This is a genomic window from Mycobacterium sp. NGS64 (assembly GCF_059812245.1).
The window spans coordinates 1,468,823-1,485,101 of sequence record NZ_JCALCI010000001.1; the positions used below are offsets into that span (position 1 = coordinate 1,468,823).

Genomic DNA, 16,279 nt, shown 5'->3' on the forward strand with positions numbered 1-16,279 from the left:
TAGTAGCGAGTGTGACCAGCGCAACGAGCAGACAGGGGACCCTTGGTGGACCGATCCCCGGAATTGCGTCACACTGGTGTTGTGAAAATCCGAACCAGCCTCGATGAGGCGCCCGTGGCTCCCGTCGGCGCCGCGGTGCCGGATGGTCACACCCGCCGCGCTATCGTGCGCCTGCTGCTGGAATCCGGATCGATCACCGCCGTCGAGATCGGGGATCGGCTCGGCCTGACTCCCGCCGGCGTGCGGCGTCACCTCGACGCGCTGATCGAGGCGGGCGACGCCGAGTCGGTGGCCGCCGAGCCGTGGCAGCAGGTGGGCCGTGGGCGCCCCGCCAAGCGCTTCCGGCTGACCGGGGCCGGCCGGGCCAAGCTCGACCACGCCTACGACGACCTGGCCGCGGCGGCCATGCGCCAGCTGCGGGAGATCGGCGGCGAGGACGCCGTCCGCACCTTCGCCCGGCGGCGCATCGACACGATCCTGGCCGGGGTCGAGGCCGCCGACAGCGGCGACGACGCCGAGGTCGAGGCGGCGGCCGAGCGGGTCGCCGGCGCGCTGACCAAGGCCGGTTACGTCGCGACCACGACGCGGGTGGGCGGGCCGATCCACGGCGTGCAGATCTGCCAGCACCACTGCCCGGTGTCCCACGTCGCCGAGGAATTCCCCGAGTTGTGTGAAGCCGAGCAGCAGGCCATGGCCGAGGTGCTCGGAACCCACGTGCAGCGGTTGGCGACCATCGTCAACGGAAACTGCGCCTGCACCACCCATGTGCCACTCACGGTTCCGGCGCCCAGCCCACGCCGCGACACCACGAACACCGAAGGAGCGTCCCTATGACCCTCACGCCCGAGGCCAGCAAGACAGCGGTAGCGCCGCTGACCCAGGAGGAGGCGATCGCCTCCCTGGGGCGGTACGGCTACGGCTGGGCGGACTCCGACGTCGCGGGCGCCAGCGCCCAGCGCGGGCTGTCCGAGGCGGTGGTGCGCGACATCTCGGCGAAGAAGAACGAGCCCGAGTGGATGCTGCAGACCCGGCTCAAGGCGTTGCGCATCTTCGAGCGCAAGCCCATGCCGAACTGGGGCTCCAACCTCGAGGGCATCGACTTCGACAACATCAAGTACTTCGTGCGCTCCACCGAGAAGCAGGCCGCAACCTGGGATGACCTCCCCGAGGACATCCGCAACACCTACGACCGGCTGGGCATCCCGGAGGCGGAGAAGCAGCGGCTGGTGGCGGGTGTCGCGGCCCAGTATGAGTCCGAGGTGGTGTACCACCAGATCCGGGAAGACCTTGAGGCGCAAGGGGTTATCTTCCTGGACACCGACACGGGCCTGCGCGAGCACCCCGAGGTCTTCAAGGAGTACTTCGGCACGGTGATCCCGGCGGGGGACAACAAGTTCTCCGCGCTGAACACCGCGGTGTGGAGCGGGGGCTCGTTCATCTACGTGCCGCCGGGCGTGCACGTCGACATCCCGCTGCAGGCCTACTTCCGGATCAACACCGAGAACATGGGCCAGTTCGAACGCACGCTGATCATCGTCGACGAGAATGCCTACGTCCACTACATCGAGGGCTGTACCGCCCCGATCTACAAGTCGGATTCGCTGCACTCCGCGGTGGTGGAGATCATCGTAAAGCCCGGCGGCCGTTGCCGTTACACGACGATCCAGAACTGGTCGGGCAACGTCTACAACCTGGTCACCAAGCGGGCCCGCGCCGAGGCCGGCGCCACCATGGAGTGGGTCGACGGCAACATCGGCTCGAAGGTGACGATGAAGTACCCGGCGGTCTGGATGACCGGCGAGCACGCCAAGGGCGAGGTGCTGTCGGTGGCGTTCGCCGGCGAGGACCAGCACCAGGACACCGGCGCCAAGATGCTGCACCTGGCGCCCAACACCTCGAGCAACATCGTGTCCAAGTCGGTGGCCCGCGGCGGCGGCCGCACCTCCTACCGCGGCCTGGTGCAGGTGAACAAGGGCGCGCACGGATCGCGCTCGAGCGTGAAATGCGATGCGCTGCTGGTCGATACGATCAGCCGCAGCGACACCTACCCCTATGTCGACATCCGCGAGGACGACGTCACCATGGGCCACGAGGCCACGGTGTCGAAGGTCAGCGAAAACCAGCTGTTCTACCTGATGAGCCGCGGGCTGACCGAGGACGAGGCGATGGCGATGGTGGTGCGCGGCTTCGTCGAGCCGATCGCCAAAGAGCTGCCGATGGAGTACGCGCTGGAGCTCAACCGCTTGATCGAGCTACAGATGGAGGGCGCGGTCGGATGACCGCTACTGCTCTGAATAAAGGCGAGCTCTTCGCGTCCTTCGACGTTGACGCCTTCGAGGTTCCGCACGGCCGCGACGAGCTCTGGCGGTTCACCCCGCTGCGAAGGCTGCGCGGCCTGCACGACGGCTCCGCAAAGGCCACCGGCCGCGCCGAGATCGCCGTCGACCAGCGGCCCGGCGTGCAGGTCGAGACCGTCCGCCGCGGCGACGAGCGGCTCGGCCAGGGCGGTGCCCCCGCCGATCGCGTTGCCGCCCAGGCATTCTCGTCCTTCAACTCCGCAACCGTCGTCACCGTCGGCCGGGACACCCGAATCGCCGAGCCGATCAACATCACCGTCACCGGGCCCGGCGAAGGCGCCGTCGCCTACGGTCACCTGCAGATCCGCGTCGAAGAGCTCGGCGAGGCGGTGGTGGTCATCGACCAGCGCGGCGGCGGAACCTATGCCGACAACGTCGAATTCGTCGTCGACGACGCCGCCCGGCTGACGGTCGTGTGGATCGCCGACTGGGCCGACGACATGGTGCACCTGAGCGCGCATCACGCCAGGCTGGGCAAGGACTCGGTGCTGCGGCACGTCACCGTCACGCTGGGCGGCGAGGTGGTGCGGTTGTCGGCCAACGTGCGGTTTTCCGGTCCCGGTGGGGATGCCGAGTTGCTGGGCCTGTACTTCGCCGACGACGGCCAGCACCTCGAGTCGCGGCTGCTGGTCGACCACGCGCGGCCCGACTGCCGCTCGAACGTGCTGTACAAGGGTGCGCTGCAAGGGGATCCGGATTCCGCGCTGCCCGACGCGCACACCGTGTGGATCGGCGACGTGCTGATCCGCGCCGAAGCCACCGGCACCGACACCTTCGAGGTGAACCGCAACCTGGTGCTCACCGACGGCGCGCGCGCCGACTCGGTGCCCAACCTCGAAATCGAGACCGGCGAGATCGCCGGCGCCGGACACGCCAGCGCTACCGGGCGTTTCGACGACGAGCAGCTTTTTTACCTGCGTTCGCGCGGCATTCCGGAGGATCAGGCCCGCCGCCTGGTGGTCCGCGGGTTCTTCGGGGAGATCATCTCGAAGATCGCGGTGCCCGAGGTACGCGAACGCCTGACCGCAGCTATCGAACACGAACTGGCCATTACGGAGAAGACAACCACATCATGACGACCCTCGAAATCAAGGACCTGCACGTCAGCGTCGACGACCCGAACGCCGCCGAGGGCGAGCGCGAGATCCCCATCCTCAAGGGCGTGGACCTGACGGTGAAATCCGGTGAGACGCATGCGCTGATGGGACCCAACGGGTCCGGCAAGTCGACGCTGTCCTACGCGATCGCCGGTCACCCCAAGTACCGCGTCACCTCGGGGTCGATCACGCTGGATGGCGAGGACGTGCTGGCGATGAGCATCGACGAGCGCGCCCGCGCCGGGATATTCCTGGCGATGCAGTACCCCGTCGAGGTGCCCGGCGTGTCGGTGTCGAACTTCCTGCGCTCGGCGGCGACGGCCATCCGCGGCGAGGCCCCGAAGCTGCGCCACTGGGTCAAAGAGGTCAAGGGGGCGATGACGTCGCTCGAGATCGACCCCGTCTTCGCCGAGCGCAGCGTCAACGAGGGTTTCTCCGGCGGCGAGAAGAAGCGCCACGAGATCCTGCAGCTGGAGCTGCTCAAGCCCAAGATCGCGATCCTCGACGAAACCGACTCCGGGCTGGACGTCGACGCGCTGCGGGTGGTCAGCGACGGCGTGAACCGCTACGCCGAAACCGAGCACGGGGGAATCCTGTTGATCACGCACTACACCCGCATCCTGCGCTACATCCACCCGGAGTACGTGCATGTGTTCGTGGGCGGCCGCATCGCCGAGTCCGGCGGTCCGGAGCTGGCCGACGAGCTCGAGCAGAACGGGTATGTGCGCTTCTCCCAAGCGGCGGCTACCGGGGCCTGAGATGTTGGACGTCGCGGCCATCCGTGCCGACTTCCCGATCCTCAAGCGCATCATGCGCGGGGGAAACCAGTTGGCGTACTTGGATTCCGGCGCGACCTCGCAACGTCCGCTGCAGGTGCTCGACGCCGAGCGGGAATTTCTGCTGACCTCCAACGGCGCGGTGCATCGCGGGGCGCACCAGCTGATGGAGGAGGCTACGGACGCCTACGAGCAGGGGCGGTCCGACATCGCGGCCTTCGTGGGCGCCGACGCCGACGAGCTGGTGTTCACCAAGAACGCCACCGAGGCGCTCAACCTGGTGTCATACGTGCTGGGCGACAACCGTTTCGAGCACGCCGTCGGGCCCGGCGACGTCATCGTCACAACCGAGCTCGAGCACCACGCCAACCTGGTCCCGTGGCAGGAGCTGGCCCGACGCACCGGGGCGACGCTGCGCTGGTACGGCGTCACGGATGAGGGGCGCATCGATCTCGACTCGCTGCAACTCGACGAGCGCGTCAAAGTCCTTGCGTTCAGCCACCATTCGAACGTCACCGGCGCGCTCGCGCCGGTGGGCGAGCTGGTCGGGCGCGCCAAGGCCGTGGGCGCGCTGACCGTGCTGGACGCCTGCCAGTCGGTGCCGCACCGGCCGGTCGATTTCCATGCGCTCGACGTCGACTTCGCCGCGTTCTCCGGCCACAAGATGCTGGGCCCCACCGGGATCGGCGTACTGTACGGGCGCGGCGAGCTGTTGACGGCCGCGCCGCCATTCCTCACCGGCGGGTCGATGATCGAGACGGTCGCCATGGAGGTCAGCACCTACGCGCCGCCGCCGCAGCGCTTCGAGGCCGGCACCCCGATGACCTCTCAGGTGGTCGGATTGGCCGCCGCCGCACGCTATCTCGGCGCCGTCGGCATGGACGCCGTGGAGGCCCACGAACGCGAGCTGGTGGCCGCGGCCATCGACGGCCTGTCCGGCATCGACGGCCTGCGCATCGTCGGCCCGACGTCGACGGAGAACCGGGGCTCGCCGGTGGCGTTCGTCGTCGACGGCGTGCACGCCCACGACGTCGGCCAGGTGCTCGACGACGACGGCGTCGCGGTGCGGGTGGGCCACCACTGCGCGTTGCCGCTGCACCGCAGGTTCGGCGTGGCGGCGACCGCGCGGGCGTCGTTCGCGGTCTACAACACCCACGACGAGGTCGAGCGGCTGGTGGCCGGCGTGCGCCGCGCGCTGGATTTCTTTGGGAGAGACTGACCTTGCGCCTCGAACAGATCTATCAGGACGTGATCCTCGATCACTACAAGCACCCGCAGCACCGGGGGCTGCGGGAGCCGTTCGGCGCGCAGGTGTACCACGTCAACCCCGTCTGCGGTGACGAGATCACGCTGCGGGTCGCGCTGTCTGACGACGGCGAAACCATCACCGACGTCTCGTACGACGGGCAGGGCTGTTCGATCAGCCAGGCGTCGACGTCCGTGCTGACCCAGCAGGTGATCGGCCGCAGCGTCGGCGAGGCGCTCAAGACCACCACCGCGTTCAGCGAGATGGTGTCCTCGCGAGGCACGATCGATGGGGACGAGGACGTGTTGGGCGACGGGATCGCGTTCGCCGGAGTCGCCAAATACCCGGCGCGGGTGAAGTGCGCGCTGCTCGGCTGGATGGCTTTCAAGGATGCCCTGGCTCAGGCCAGCGCAGGCTTCGAGGAGGACCAAAAATGAGCGAAACCACCGCACCGAACGACGAGTTTCTCGCCGACGTCGAGGAGGCGATGCGCGACGTCGTCGACCCCGAATTGGGCATCAACGTCGTCGATCTCGGCCTGGTTTACGGCCTCAACGTGGAAGAGGGCGACGAGGGAACCGTCGCCCTGATCGACATGACGTTGACGTCGGCCGCCTGCCCGCTGACCGACGTCATCGAGGACCAGTCGCGCAGCGCGCTGGTCGGCAGCGGTCTGGTCGACGACCTGCGGATCAACTGGGTGTGGAACCCGCCGTGGGGACCCGACAAGATCACCGAGGACGGTCGCGAGCAGCTGCGCGCCCTCGGCTTCACCGTCTGATCCGGCTCAACCCCTTTACAGGTGGAAGGGGAGGTGGGGCAGGTGCAGGTGGTGGTGCGGATGCCCCATCGGCGGGCACGTCTCCAGGCTAATGGTCATCGCGTGCAGCACGCCGGCGTCCTGATTTCCCTGCGCACCCATGCACTTTCCGTTCGTGATCGCCTGGGCGTCCGAAGCCGTCTGCTTCTGGTAGGACGTCGTGTTCGCGACCGTCACGTTCGTGGGCGTCGGTTGGGCGCCGATACCGCTGACCGCGATGGTGTTGCCGGAGACTGAGCTGACCGTGCCGTAGAACCCGGCGGGCGGCGGGCACTTGCCGTCGACGGCCGGGGTGACCGTCACCGATTGGGCGGTGACCGTCCCGGGGGTGGGTGCGCTCTGCGGGGTGGCGCGCACGTTGACGCAGCTGCCGGGGGTGACGTCGGCGAGCTGGGCCGGCGAGGTCTCGACGACCCTGGTCTGCGGCGTGAAGTCCACGGTGGCCGACCCGGTCCGCGTCCTGAGCTGGATCGTGCCGCCGGACACCGACTGGACCAGGCCCTCGACGTAATCCTTAGCGGCGGGTGGGGGAGCGGGAGCCGGCGGCGGCGCCGGGGCGGCGGCCGGGCTGCGCGGGATCGCCGTCACGGTCGGCTTTGAGGTGGTGCCGGTGTTGCTTGCCGTGCCACCCGAGTGGCACATCGCGACGCTCAACGCGATGAAAGCCACGACCGCGACGAGCGCGATCTGGGCCAGCCGAGGCTTCACCGTGCTGGCAGACATCGACGCGGCTCCGATCGTTACCTACAAATGTTGGGCCAGGGGTACCCGCTTGCGGCGAGAATTCACCATCCCGTAACCCAGATCACGGGCCGCGCGGTGGCGTCACTCACAGGTTGATGGCGTTCCCGGTCAGAGCGTGAAAGCACTCCTGTAGCCCTTCACCGAGTGTGGGATGGGTGTGCACATTTCGTGCCAGCTCGGTGGCGGTGAGGTCCCACAACTGCGCGAGCGTCAATTCGGGCAGAAGTTCGCTGACTTCGCTGCCCACCAAGTGCGCTCCCAGGATCTCGCCATACGCGGCGTCGGCAACCACCTTGATGAAACCGCCGCGCTCACCTAGGCCGTGGGCCTTGGCGCTGGCCTGCATCGGAAATGTTGCGACCCGCAATCGGTGACCGGCCGCGCGGGCCTGTTCTTCGGTGTATCCGAAGCTGGCGACTTGCGGCTGGCAGAACGTCACGCGCGGCATCATCCTGTAGTCGAGCGGCATCGTCTCGACGCCGGCGATAGTTTCGGCGGCGATCAAGCCTTGGGCGGAAGCGACGTGGGCCAGTTGAACTTTGGCGGTGACGTCACCGACGGCGTATATATGCGGCGCGGATGTTCGCATGTAGTCGTCTATGCCGATAGCGCCACCGGCGCTGAGACGCACTCCAGCGGTGTCGAGACCGATTCCCTCGACGTTGGGACGAAATCCGATGCAGATGAAGGCCCGCGTGGCTTGTGCGGTGACGGACATTCCGTCAGCGCTGGTATGGCTGACGACGACGTGGTCGCCATGGTCGATGACCTTGTCCACGCGGGTGCGTGTGTGAATCGCGATCCCGCGCCGTCGGTAGTGCCGCTGAAGTTCTCGTGAAACGTCCGCATCTTCGCCGGGAAGGACACGGTCGGCGAATTCGAGGATCTCGACATGTACGCCGTAACTGTGCAGGATGTAGGCGAATTCCATGCCGATGCTGCCACCGCCGATGATCACGATCGACTCGGGCAGATCGGCGCTGAGAATCTGCTGTTCGTAGGTGACGATGTTGTCGGTGAGGGCAAGCCCTGGCAGCATGCGCACGCGCGATCCGGTCGCGATGACGGCGTGGTCGAAGGTCACCAATGTGCTGTTCCCCTCGCGCAGGTCGATGTGGAGGCTGTGGGAACCGGTGAATCGGCCACGGCCGTCGATCTCGACGATGTTGTTCTTGCGCATCAGCAAGTGCACGCCGCGGACCCGAGCCTCGGCGACTTCGCGGCTACGTGACAGGGCGCGGGCGTAGTCGAGACTAACGTCGCCCGAGATGCCGAACGTGGCGGACTGGTGGGTGATGATGGAGGCAATTTCTGCGTTGCGCAGCAACGCCTTTGAGGGGACGCACCCCGTGTTGAGGCACACCCCACCCCAATAGCGTTCCTCGACTATCCCGACAGTCATGCCAAGCTGGGCCGCGCGGATGGCTGCCACATATCCTCCGGAGCCGGCGCCGAGGACGAGGAGGTCGTAGTGATCGCCGGCTGCGGTTGTCAACTTGGCTCCTGTTCTGCCGCATGGCTTGACGTCCTGGCGAGCTGGGCGTGGCCGGGCGCCAGCTTCCTCGTCGTTCGAAACTTAGTCAGGGGGTCTGCCAGCTTGATGCGGCGACGCCCGCCTGTTCGCGGGCCGCGTCGACGGCGTCAACCAGCAACCACAACGCTAAGCCGAGGAGCGCGATGTCCTTCATCAAGAATTCTCCGTCGGCGGACAAAACGGGAAAGCCACCGGCGGAGGCCTCACCGACGCCGGGCGTGGTGATCATGAAACTCAGTGTGATCACGAAGAACAGCGACGCGAATATGCCGCCCACCACCGACGCTTTCGGGAACCAGGGCTTGACGGCCAGCAACGCCGCGGTGATCAGTTCCACTGATCCGTTCAATCGACCAAAGGTGTCGATCGACATGGTTTCGTAAACCCAATTCAAGAACGGGCTGTGGGCGACCCAATGCGAAATACCTTGGGATTCATAGTCAGTAAATTTCATTGCGCCGAACCAGGCCAGTACTATGACCAGGCCATACCGCGCGACGAGTGGCGCGACGCCGGCTGCTCGGGACTCTCCCCGCCTAGCGCTCGTCATGGTGGTGGCCTCATTCTGCGACATGCGGTCTTCCGTTCTGTGCGTTGCGCGGCGGCTTCGGTCGCGGCTCAATTCAGCGACCACTATCTCTGCGCAGGGGGTGAGTTGTCCTCACCCCCGCGTGCAATCCACCCGGGTGAGGGGACGATAAACCGACGGGCGGACTAGCGTGTCATTCCTTTCGAGTTCATCGCGCACACGCCGGCTCCGGTAGGTCTAGGTCGGCCTTCGTCAGGCGGTAGACCTGTAGCGTGAGGTTGTAGTACTTGTTGGTCTCACCGACCCATTCCATCCCCACCCGTCGGGCAGTAGCCACACCGCGGCGATTCCCCGGTCGAACGACCGCGAAAACCTCGCTGACACCGAGGTTTTCGAATGCCAGATGGGCAACCGCGTGACCGGCTTCCGCGCCGTAACCGTAGCCCCAGACCTTCGGACACAGCTGCCACCCGATCTCTAGATCCGTGCCACCGGGCGGCAGCGGAAGCAGGGCCACGCCCCCAATCACGTCCCCAGAGCTTTTGTCGGTGATCGCCCAGCGACCGCACGGCAGCCCTGTCGGGTCGCTTTCGGTCACCCACGTCCCCAGGACGCGGCGCATTTCGGTCCGACCGACGATGGGGCACAAGGCCGGACACAGCCAACGCGCCACTTCGGGCGCGCCGTAAATGGCGTACGCGTCGATGTCGTCATCGAGTTGCCACGGGCGCAACACCAGCCGGGCTGTCCGGATGCGGCGCGTGTCGGCGTCCCAGTCGACGTGGCGATGCTCAATCACGCCGTCTCCCTGACCTCACACCGCTGCAGGCAAATCAGGGCGAGCATCATCCGCATGTGCGGCTCCTCTGGGCAACCGGCGTAGCCATTGAGCCAGCCGCTCAGCTTCGCGAGGATCGCCAGGGGCAACGTTGCAGGGGTGGACAGGAGCGCGGTGAGGATGTGTTTGATCACGAGATAGCCTTCCCCGCAGCCCAATTCGACGAAAGCTACCGTGCGCTCATAGTCGGTCAAACACGGCTTCACTGCATCGACCAGCGACCACGCCATGTCCTCGTCGGAGATAAACGGCGGGTCCATCGGCGGGTCGCATTGCGCCGGCGAACCAAGGCTCTCGGGGTTCGGCGTGGTCGAAGGCACCCAGCGCGGCACGGGCGTGGGGTTGCCGGCCGTGATCGCAACACTGGCATCGACGGGCGTCTGCGGCCTCATGGCGGTATCACCGTAGGCATGTCGTGGTTCCATTCCCGGTCTTCGTGGCGGTGGCTACCGCTGCGTTGTTCTGATAAGGCTGCCGCGATGTCGGGTGAATCGTCATCACCCGACTGTTTGTTCACCCGGGTGATTGGCGAGGCGCCGCGCCAAGGCGCGATGATTCGCCGCGAGTTTTCGCACTGGACGGCTGGATCGGCACAGCCGGAGCACGGCCCGCGCGGAATTAAAGCAGGCCGAGTTCTCGCGCCCGGCTAACCGCCGCGCTGCGATGCTCCACGCCGAGCTTGCGGTAAACGGCGCGCTGGTGGCTCTTCACGGTATTGAGCGATACGTAAAGCCGCTCACCGATCTCACGTCGCGACAGCCGGGTGGCAAGCAGGCGAAGAACCTCGAGCTCCTTGGGGGTCAGCTCCTCGCCGAGGGCGCTCCCTTCGCTGCGTGAAGTCACCGCAGCGCCCGCGTTGCGTTCGGCCGAAGCGGGCAGCGTCGCGGTGATTCCGGCGTCCGCGCAACCGCTTACCAGGTTGTCGACCTCTTCGTAGATGGGCATTGCGGTCTGGTGGTCGCCGAGTTGCTCGGCGATTTGCGCCCTGACCGACAGCGTCTTGGCCACCTCGAGGATTGCCCCACCTTGGCGCGCCGATGCGACGGCCATGTCGGCGGCGGCCGCCGCTGCGGCCAATTCGCCCCGCGTACGGAGGACTTCGGCCGTGGCGAGCGACACCATCACGTCCACAAGGTGTTCGGCGTCCGCCAGGGGCCGCGAGCTGCCGGAAGCCCGGCGGATCTGACGCTCGGCGTCTGCGAGCCTGCCATTTTCGGCCGAAATCAGCGCCAGATGGCCCAGCGCGTGGCTGCGGGCGCGACGGTCACCCATATTTTCGGCCAGCTGTACGGCCCGCTGGAACGCGGCTTGCGCCTCGTCGGTGCTGCCCGAAAAGTACAGCGCGGATCCGAGGACGCAGTAGGCGATTGATCGGCCCAGCGGCGCTTCGGCGAGATCGAGGGTGACGGCGCGGCGAGCCGTCTCGAGCGCCGCGGCGACTTCAGCCGTCTTGAACGAGTGAACCGCGCGCAAGACGACGGCTTGAGCGCTGATGGCGCGGGCGTCTGCGGTGTCGCCCGCTGATCCGGCCTCGACCGCATTGATCCATTCAGCGGCATCATCGAGTTGGCCAACACTTAGGGCCATCCAGGCACGGGCCACGCTCAGCCGCGGATCCTGTAGAACGGTTTCCTCGGGAAGCAGATCAAGCATGCCGGAGACGGTCGACAAGCCGCCCCCGTTGAACTCGTCGACCCAGTCCGCGGCAATCAGATCAGCACTGCGCACGTCGTCACCGCCGGCGATCAGGTGGCGGACCGCCTCGTCGATCAGCCCCTCGTCCTCGAACCATGCTGCGGCTCGTCGATGCAGCTCGGGGACGAGATCCGGCTCGCTGCGACGCAGCTCGGTGAGCAGTAATTCTCTGAACAGCTGGTGATAGCGATACCAGTGACGCGACATGTCCAGCGGCACCACAAAGAGGTTTTCGCGCTCGATATTCTCCAAGATTGAGGCCGAACCAGACGTTTGCAACATCGCGTCGCACAGCGGACCGCTGAGTCGTCCCAAGACCGAGGTGCGTAGCAAAAAGCTGCGCAATTCAGGTGGCTGACCCTCGAGCACCTCGGCCATCAAGTAGTCGACGATATGACGGTTGTCGCCCGCGAATGTTCTGATGAATGCTGGCGCATCAACACGGCCTACAAGCGACAGGGCGGCAAGGTATAGGCCGGCGGCCCAGCCTTCGGTGCGTCGGTGCAAGAGCCGGATATCTTCATCGGCCAGGTCCAGTCCGAGGACACCGTTCAGCAGATGGACCGCCTCATCAGGCCCGAAACGTAAATCGTCAGTTCGCATCTCGGCAAGCTCGCCGCTGGCCCGCAACCGAGCCAGCGGCAGCATCGGATCCGATCGGGTGGCCAACACCAAGTGAAGATCGGCCGGCATTCGGCTGATAAAGAATGCAAGCTGCTCATGGACCGCTCGACTGACCACCAGGTGATAGTCGTCGAGGATGAGCGCCATCGGACGGTCGACAGTGTCCAGGTCATTCAGCAGGGTCGGCAGAACGACCTGCACCGGGTCGGCGCCCATCGCCAGCAGTTCGACCGCGCGTATCCCCACCCCGGGACTGATCTTCTGCAGCGCGGCGATCACGTACATCCAGAACCACACCGGGTCGTTGTCGGAGGAATCGAGGGACAGCCAGCCGAATCGCTGATCCTCGTCCCCCCCGAGGATCCACTGAGCCAGCAATGTCGTCTTGCCCCATCCGGCCGGCGCACTCAGCAGTGTCAGCCTGCGGCGGCACCCCGACGACAGTGCGTCAAGCAAAATGGTCCGGTGAACGAGTTGGGCCCCGATGGCAGGGATGTGCAGCTTGGTGCCGAGCAGGACCGCTCGCGCGGCGGCTTCTCCAAAGCCGTTGCCTCCAAAGCCATCCGAGCCGGTCATGTGCGAACTCCCCGAATCGATTGGACCGAGCGTACGGACGGCAACACTCGGCGTTGCCGCATCATGGTTGGGTGCCGGCCTCTCCGATTCCCTGTTCTTTTCTGCGGGGTCGGGGGGGCTCGTTCGGCGCGGCGATCGCGGTGAGGTTATTGAACCAGAAGCGATTTCGGTGATTACCTCCGGCGCACGCCTGCAGTTCCCGCTTGGGCTGGCGGCCCCGCGTCCCGGTAAGGGCTCGAGGACTTTCTCGTGAGCCGCGCTCACGCTCTGCCCGCTCACCGTATTTCTCCTCTCCCGCATCGATGTATCGGCTCGGGCCGACTCATCATGGCCGTCGGGACACCAACACGTACCCACCGACGCCGAACACCACCGGCAACATCATCAACATTCCCAACAACGTGCTCATCATCGTTCTCTCGATCCCCCCATGTCGTTGCTCTCGGTCGTCGGTTCCGGTTGAACGGCGGCGGTGACAACAATCAGGGCTCAGTCACTACATTGGCAGCGCGGCGCGGCCGTCACCATCGCCTAGCGGATGATCATTAGGGCCGGGGCGGTGTATGCGTAGTGGCCTGGATATTTGACGGGCTGGTCAATCAGCGCCGCGCATGAGCTGCGCCAATTGGGCCCGGGAAGTAATTCCCAATTTTGCAAATGCGTTGTGCACGTGGGTCTTAACGGTGTGGGGGGAAAGGTGCAGCTGTTGCGCGACCGAGCGGTTGGTCGCGCCCTCGGCGATCAGGTTGACGACCTTGAGTTCGGAGTCGGTGAGACTGTCCCAGCCGCTTTTTGCCCGCGGGTGCGTGACGATGCGCCGTTCCACGCCTAACCGGCGCAGCGTGCGGCCGACGCGGCGGGCATCGGCGGTCGCCCCGCACTCGATGTAGGTGTCGAACGCCGCGTTCAGCTGGTCGAGTGCCTCGGCGTTGCGCTGTCCTCGACTTAGCTCGCCGCCGGCGTCCTCAGCGGCGCTGGCGTAGAGAAGCGGTCGCGGGGATGCGCGAAGTGACTCCGCAACAGCCACTAAGGCCTGGCCATCGTGTTCGAGGATCCCGCGGGCATACCCCGCCACCGAGGCGAAGAGCGGCACCGCAGGCTGCTCACGTTCAAGCACCTCGGTGGCCTGCATGACCCGCGCGCGCAAGCCGGCATCACCGGCGGCCGAGGCCACTTGGGCACCCAAGATCAACCGAACCAATGCGTGGGGGAACAGTGGTGTCGCCAAAAGAATGACGTCGCCGAGCCAGCGCATCGCGTCATGAACGTCGTCGCGCTGCCACGCCGCCCGCGCGAGCACATACGCCGAGCCCCGGCGGATGCCGGCGGAGCCAGCGGAGTGGGCTTGGCGCGCATCATTGACCATCTGCTGCAGCAGGTTCCGGTCGTCTGTGTGCACCGCCACCTCGGCGAGAATCACCATGCGAAGTACGTCGTGCTCGGTCGCCCCCCTCGGTTGTGGGGGTGGAAGGGACTCCGTCGCGTCGCGAGCGGCCGACAGCCGGCCCGCAGCGAGGTGGACGAGCCCGCTGAAGACGGCCCACATGGCGAGGGCCATCGCGTTGCCTTCCTGGCGGGCTTGCCCTATCCCGTCGGCCACCCGGGCCGTGGCGTCGTCCAAGCGGCCGACCACTGCCAGCAGGTTTGCGTTGTACATCCCGGCATACGCGTGAGCTAACGCCGTTTCATTCGTGTGAGCGAGCGGGAAAAGCTCTTCGAAACGGCGTAGCGCGCTGGACGTGTACCCCTCCCCAGCATCGAGCAAAGCGTGGGTGACGCCGGCCATGATCTTGGCCTCGAGATCGCCGGTGACCACGGCGGCCTCGGCAGCGTCGTCGGCGGCAGCGCGCCGTTGCCCGCCTTCGTCGAATATCAGGTTGTACGCAAGCCATGCCAGATGTCGTGCGCGGGTGACCTCGCTGATACCGCTGAGACCAAGAGCCCGCCGATTCTCCGCCACCCGCCGCTGGTCAGTGTGCTTTGTGTGCACTGGGAGCCGGAGACGGATTTCGGCCTCTACCTCGGGTGAGGCCGCCTCCGCGAGCGCTACCTCGGCCAACTCTTCGGCCTCGTCATAGCGGCTGGCCCGGTTGAGCCAACCCACCGTCTCCCCGAGCAGGGATGCGTGCTCAGCGTCGTTGGCGGGCAACAGCTCCAACGCGCGCTTGCTCAAGTCCGCTGCCGCGCTGGCGTCGCCACGGCCGACCGCCTGCGCAGCTTGGCGCAATGCGTCGATCGCCTCCCGGTCTCCCGGTTCGGCGCTGCGCGCCAGCTGGGTGGCTACCTCGGCCGGCGCCGCGCCCATCCCCAGCATGACCGACGCCGACTGGCGCTCCATCGCCCGGCGCAACGACTGCGGCAACGACTGCCGGGTCGCCTCACGCAGCAGGTCGTGCCGAAACCTCAACCGCTCGCCGTCTTCGACGAAAAGGTCGGCCCGCACCGCCTCCTCGAGCGCCGACAGCAACGACGCGGGCGACCGCTCCAGCATCGCGGCCAACAACTCCACCGAAAACTTGTCCGGCAGCACCGCGGCCACCCGCACCACCTCTGAAGCGGTATCGGAGAGCATGTCCAGTCGCTGCTGCATACCGACTGCCAGACGCCGCGGCAGCCCGCGTCCGGTGGCCACCACCCGCCCGCCGCTAACGTTCAGTCGGTCCTCCTCGCCCAGCCCTCCGACAAGCTCGCTGACCAAAAAGGGGTTGCCGTGCGCCTTGGCGGCCAGATTCAGCAGCGACACGTCGGCTTTCGCTCGAACGGCGTCTTGGACCATGTCGGCGACCGCATCGGGCGTGATGGCCCCCAATCGCAAGAATGTGGCATTCGCGCGTTGCAGCACCGACAAGGTCTCTTGCACGGCCGGCCCGCCAGCCCCGGTGCGGGCGGTAAATACCCATAACACCGCCGTATCCGGCCGCGCGGTGGCCAGTGACCGCAGCGCCAACAGTGTGCCGTTATCGGCCCAGTGGATGTCCTCGAGAACGATCACGAGCGGCTTCTGCGCTGCGGCCGCATGAATGGCCTCGGCCAAATCATGCACCACCCAATAGCGCAGATCGGCCGAGCCGCCTAGCTGGCGCAGCGCCTCGGCGTCGCCCACCGGGGGATCGGCGTTGAGGGTGGCCATGAACAACGAGAAAAACGGCACCGTCTGCTGATACTCGAACGCCTCGCCGAACAAGGTGCGCACTTCAGACTTGTCGGCCAGCACCAACACCTCGGTCAGCAACCGGCTTTTCCCGATGCCGGGCGGCCCTTCGATGACCAGCACGCCGCCGCGCCCCTGGGCGACCGCCGCGACCAGGGCGCCGATCAGTTTCAGCTCATCTTCTCGCCCCCGAATCGGCGGAATGACCAATCGCTGACCGCCGACATCGGAAAGGCCAGCTGGAACCTCCATCGGGTGTCCTGTTCGCGCTCGACCGACTGCCACTGAAGTG

13 protein-coding genes and 1 pseudogene are annotated in these 16,279 nt (G+C 66.5%); 7 read left to right on the plus strand and 7 right to left on the minus strand.

Annotation, left to right across the window (positions count from 1 at the left end):
• Positions 1 to 42: 42 nt before the first annotated feature.
• The 7 genes and pseudogenes from AC5Y4S_RS07340 to AC5Y4S_RS07370 all read left to right on the plus strand — a co-directional run bounded on the left by AC5Y4S_RS07340 (position 43) and on the right by AC5Y4S_RS07370 (position 6,257).
• Entirely contained in the window at positions 43 to 834 is a 792-nt protein-coding gene (locus AC5Y4S_RS07340; RefSeq protein WP_500031492.1) for a helix-turn-helix transcriptional regulator, read from the plus strand.
• The gene (gene sufB / locus AC5Y4S_RS07345; protein WP_085186479.1) at positions 831 to 2,279 is read left to right on the plus strand and encodes a Fe-S cluster assembly protein SufB; all 1,449 of its coding nucleotides are present in this window, start codon (positions 831 to 833) and stop codon (positions 2,277 to 2,279) included. Before AC5Y4S_RS07340 ends, sufB begins: the two co-directional genes overlap by 4 nt.
• On the plus strand, positions 2,276 to 3,433 hold the full coding sequence (sufD, locus tag AC5Y4S_RS07350; RefSeq protein WP_500031499.1) for a Fe-S cluster assembly protein SufD: 1,158 nt from the start codon (positions 2,276 to 2,278) through the stop codon (positions 3,431 to 3,433). The genes sufB and sufD overlap by 4 nt, the downstream gene beginning before the upstream one ends.
• Positions 3,430 to 4,212: a Fe-S cluster assembly ATPase SufC gene (gene sufC, locus AC5Y4S_RS07355; protein WP_500031504.1), complete on the plus strand. Its 783-nt coding sequence runs from the start codon at positions 3,430 to 3,432 to the stop codon at positions 4,210 to 4,212. Before sufD ends, sufC begins: the two co-directional genes overlap by 4 nt.
• Position 4,213: 1 nt before the next feature.
• Positions 4,214 to 5,449 (plus strand): cysteine desulfurase, encoded by a 1,236-nt coding sequence (locus AC5Y4S_RS07360; protein ID WP_500031507.1) that lies wholly within the window; start codon positions 4,214 to 4,216, stop codon positions 5,447 to 5,449.
• A pseudogene (sufU, locus tag AC5Y4S_RS07365) lies at positions 5,446 to 5,929 on the plus strand (Fe-S cluster assembly sulfur transfer protein SufU); the annotation flags it as partial. The gene AC5Y4S_RS07360 and the pseudogene sufU, both read left to right, overlap by 4 nt.
• Positions 5,910 to 6,257 (plus strand): metal-sulfur cluster assembly factor, encoded by a 348-nt coding sequence (locus AC5Y4S_RS07370; protein WP_066929521.1) that lies wholly within the window; start codon positions 5,910 to 5,912, stop codon positions 6,255 to 6,257. The pseudogene sufU and the gene AC5Y4S_RS07370, both read left to right, overlap by 20 nt.
• A gap of 15 nt (positions 6,258 to 6,272) precedes the next feature.
• Here AC5Y4S_RS07370 and AC5Y4S_RS07375 read toward each other — a convergent pair whose 3' ends face one another.
• From AC5Y4S_RS07375 to AC5Y4S_RS07405, 7 genes are all read right to left on the minus strand, one after another.
• Positions 6,273 to 7,019 (minus strand): DUF5666 domain-containing protein, encoded by a 747-nt coding sequence (locus AC5Y4S_RS07375; RefSeq protein WP_500031514.1) that lies wholly within the window; start codon positions 7,017 to 7,019, stop codon positions 6,273 to 6,275.
• 106 nt (positions 7,020 to 7,125) lie between these two features.
• Positions 7,126 to 8,535 (minus strand): dihydrolipoyl dehydrogenase, encoded by a 1,410-nt coding sequence (lpdA, locus tag AC5Y4S_RS07380; RefSeq protein WP_500031518.1) that lies wholly within the window; start codon positions 8,533 to 8,535, stop codon positions 7,126 to 7,128.
• 85 nt (positions 8,536 to 8,620) lie between these two features.
• On the minus strand, positions 8,621 to 9,148 hold the full coding sequence (locus AC5Y4S_RS07385) for a YkgB family protein (protein ID WP_500031522.1): 528 nt from the start codon (positions 9,146 to 9,148) through the stop codon (positions 8,621 to 8,623).
• 163 nt (positions 9,149 to 9,311) lie between these two features.
• Positions 9,312 to 9,902 carry a GNAT family N-acetyltransferase gene (locus AC5Y4S_RS07390; protein ID WP_500031526.1) on the minus strand — a complete coding sequence of 197 codons (591 nt, stop codon included), beginning with the start codon at positions 9,900 to 9,902 and terminating at the stop codon, positions 9,312 to 9,314.
• Positions 9,899 to 10,333 carry a hypothetical protein gene (locus AC5Y4S_RS07395; RefSeq protein WP_500031531.1) on the minus strand — a complete coding sequence of 145 codons (435 nt, stop codon included), beginning with the start codon at positions 10,331 to 10,333 and terminating at the stop codon, positions 9,899 to 9,901. The genes AC5Y4S_RS07390 and AC5Y4S_RS07395 overlap by 4 nt, the downstream gene beginning before the upstream one ends.
• A gap of 226 nt (positions 10,334 to 10,559) precedes the next feature.
• Positions 10,560 to 12,836: a winged helix-turn-helix domain-containing protein gene (locus AC5Y4S_RS07400; RefSeq protein ID WP_500031534.1), complete on the minus strand. Its 2,277-nt coding sequence runs from the start codon at positions 12,834 to 12,836 to the stop codon at positions 10,560 to 10,562.
• 595 nt (positions 12,837 to 13,431) lie between these two features.
• Positions 13,432 to 16,239 carry an AAA family ATPase gene (locus AC5Y4S_RS07405; protein ID WP_500032191.1) on the minus strand — a complete coding sequence of 936 codons (2,808 nt, stop codon included), beginning with the start codon at positions 16,237 to 16,239 and terminating at the stop codon, positions 13,432 to 13,434.
• Positions 16,240 to 16,279: the final 40 nt, after the last annotated feature.

Coding starts and splice junctions, on each gene's coding strand:
- AC5Y4S_RS07395 (WP_500031531.1), bottom strand. CDS start 10,333: ATGAGGCCGCAGACGCCCGTCGATGCCAGTGTTGCGATCACGGCCGGC.
- AC5Y4S_RS07370 (WP_066929521.1), top strand. CDS start 5,910: ATGAGCGAAACCACCGCACCGAACGACGAGTTTCTCGCCGACGTCGAG.
- AC5Y4S_RS07405 (WP_500032191.1), bottom strand. CDS start 16,239: ATGGAGGTTCCAGCTGGCCTTTCCGATGTCGGCGGTCAGCGATTGGTC.
- AC5Y4S_RS07375 (WP_500031514.1), bottom strand. CDS start 7,019: ATGTCTGCCAGCACGGTGAAGCCTCGGCTGGCCCAGATCGCGCTCGTC.
- sufC (WP_500031504.1), top strand. CDS start 3,430: ATGACGACCCTCGAAATCAAGGACCTGCACGTCAGCGTCGACGACCCG.
- sufD (WP_500031499.1), top strand. CDS start 2,276: ATGACCGCTACTGCTCTGAATAAAGGCGAGCTCTTCGCGTCCTTCGAC.
- sufB (WP_085186479.1), top strand. CDS start 831: ATGACCCTCACGCCCGAGGCCAGCAAGACAGCGGTAGCGCCGCTGACC.
- AC5Y4S_RS07385 (WP_500031522.1), bottom strand. CDS start 9,148: ATGTCGCAGAATGAGGCCACCACCATGACGAGCGCTAGGCGGGGAGAG.
- AC5Y4S_RS07400 (WP_500031534.1), bottom strand. CDS start 12,836: ATGACCGGCTCGGATGGCTTTGGAGGCAACGGCTTTGGAGAAGCCGCC.
- AC5Y4S_RS07360 (WP_500031507.1), top strand. CDS start 4,214: ATGTTGGACGTCGCGGCCATCCGTGCCGACTTCCCGATCCTCAAGCGC.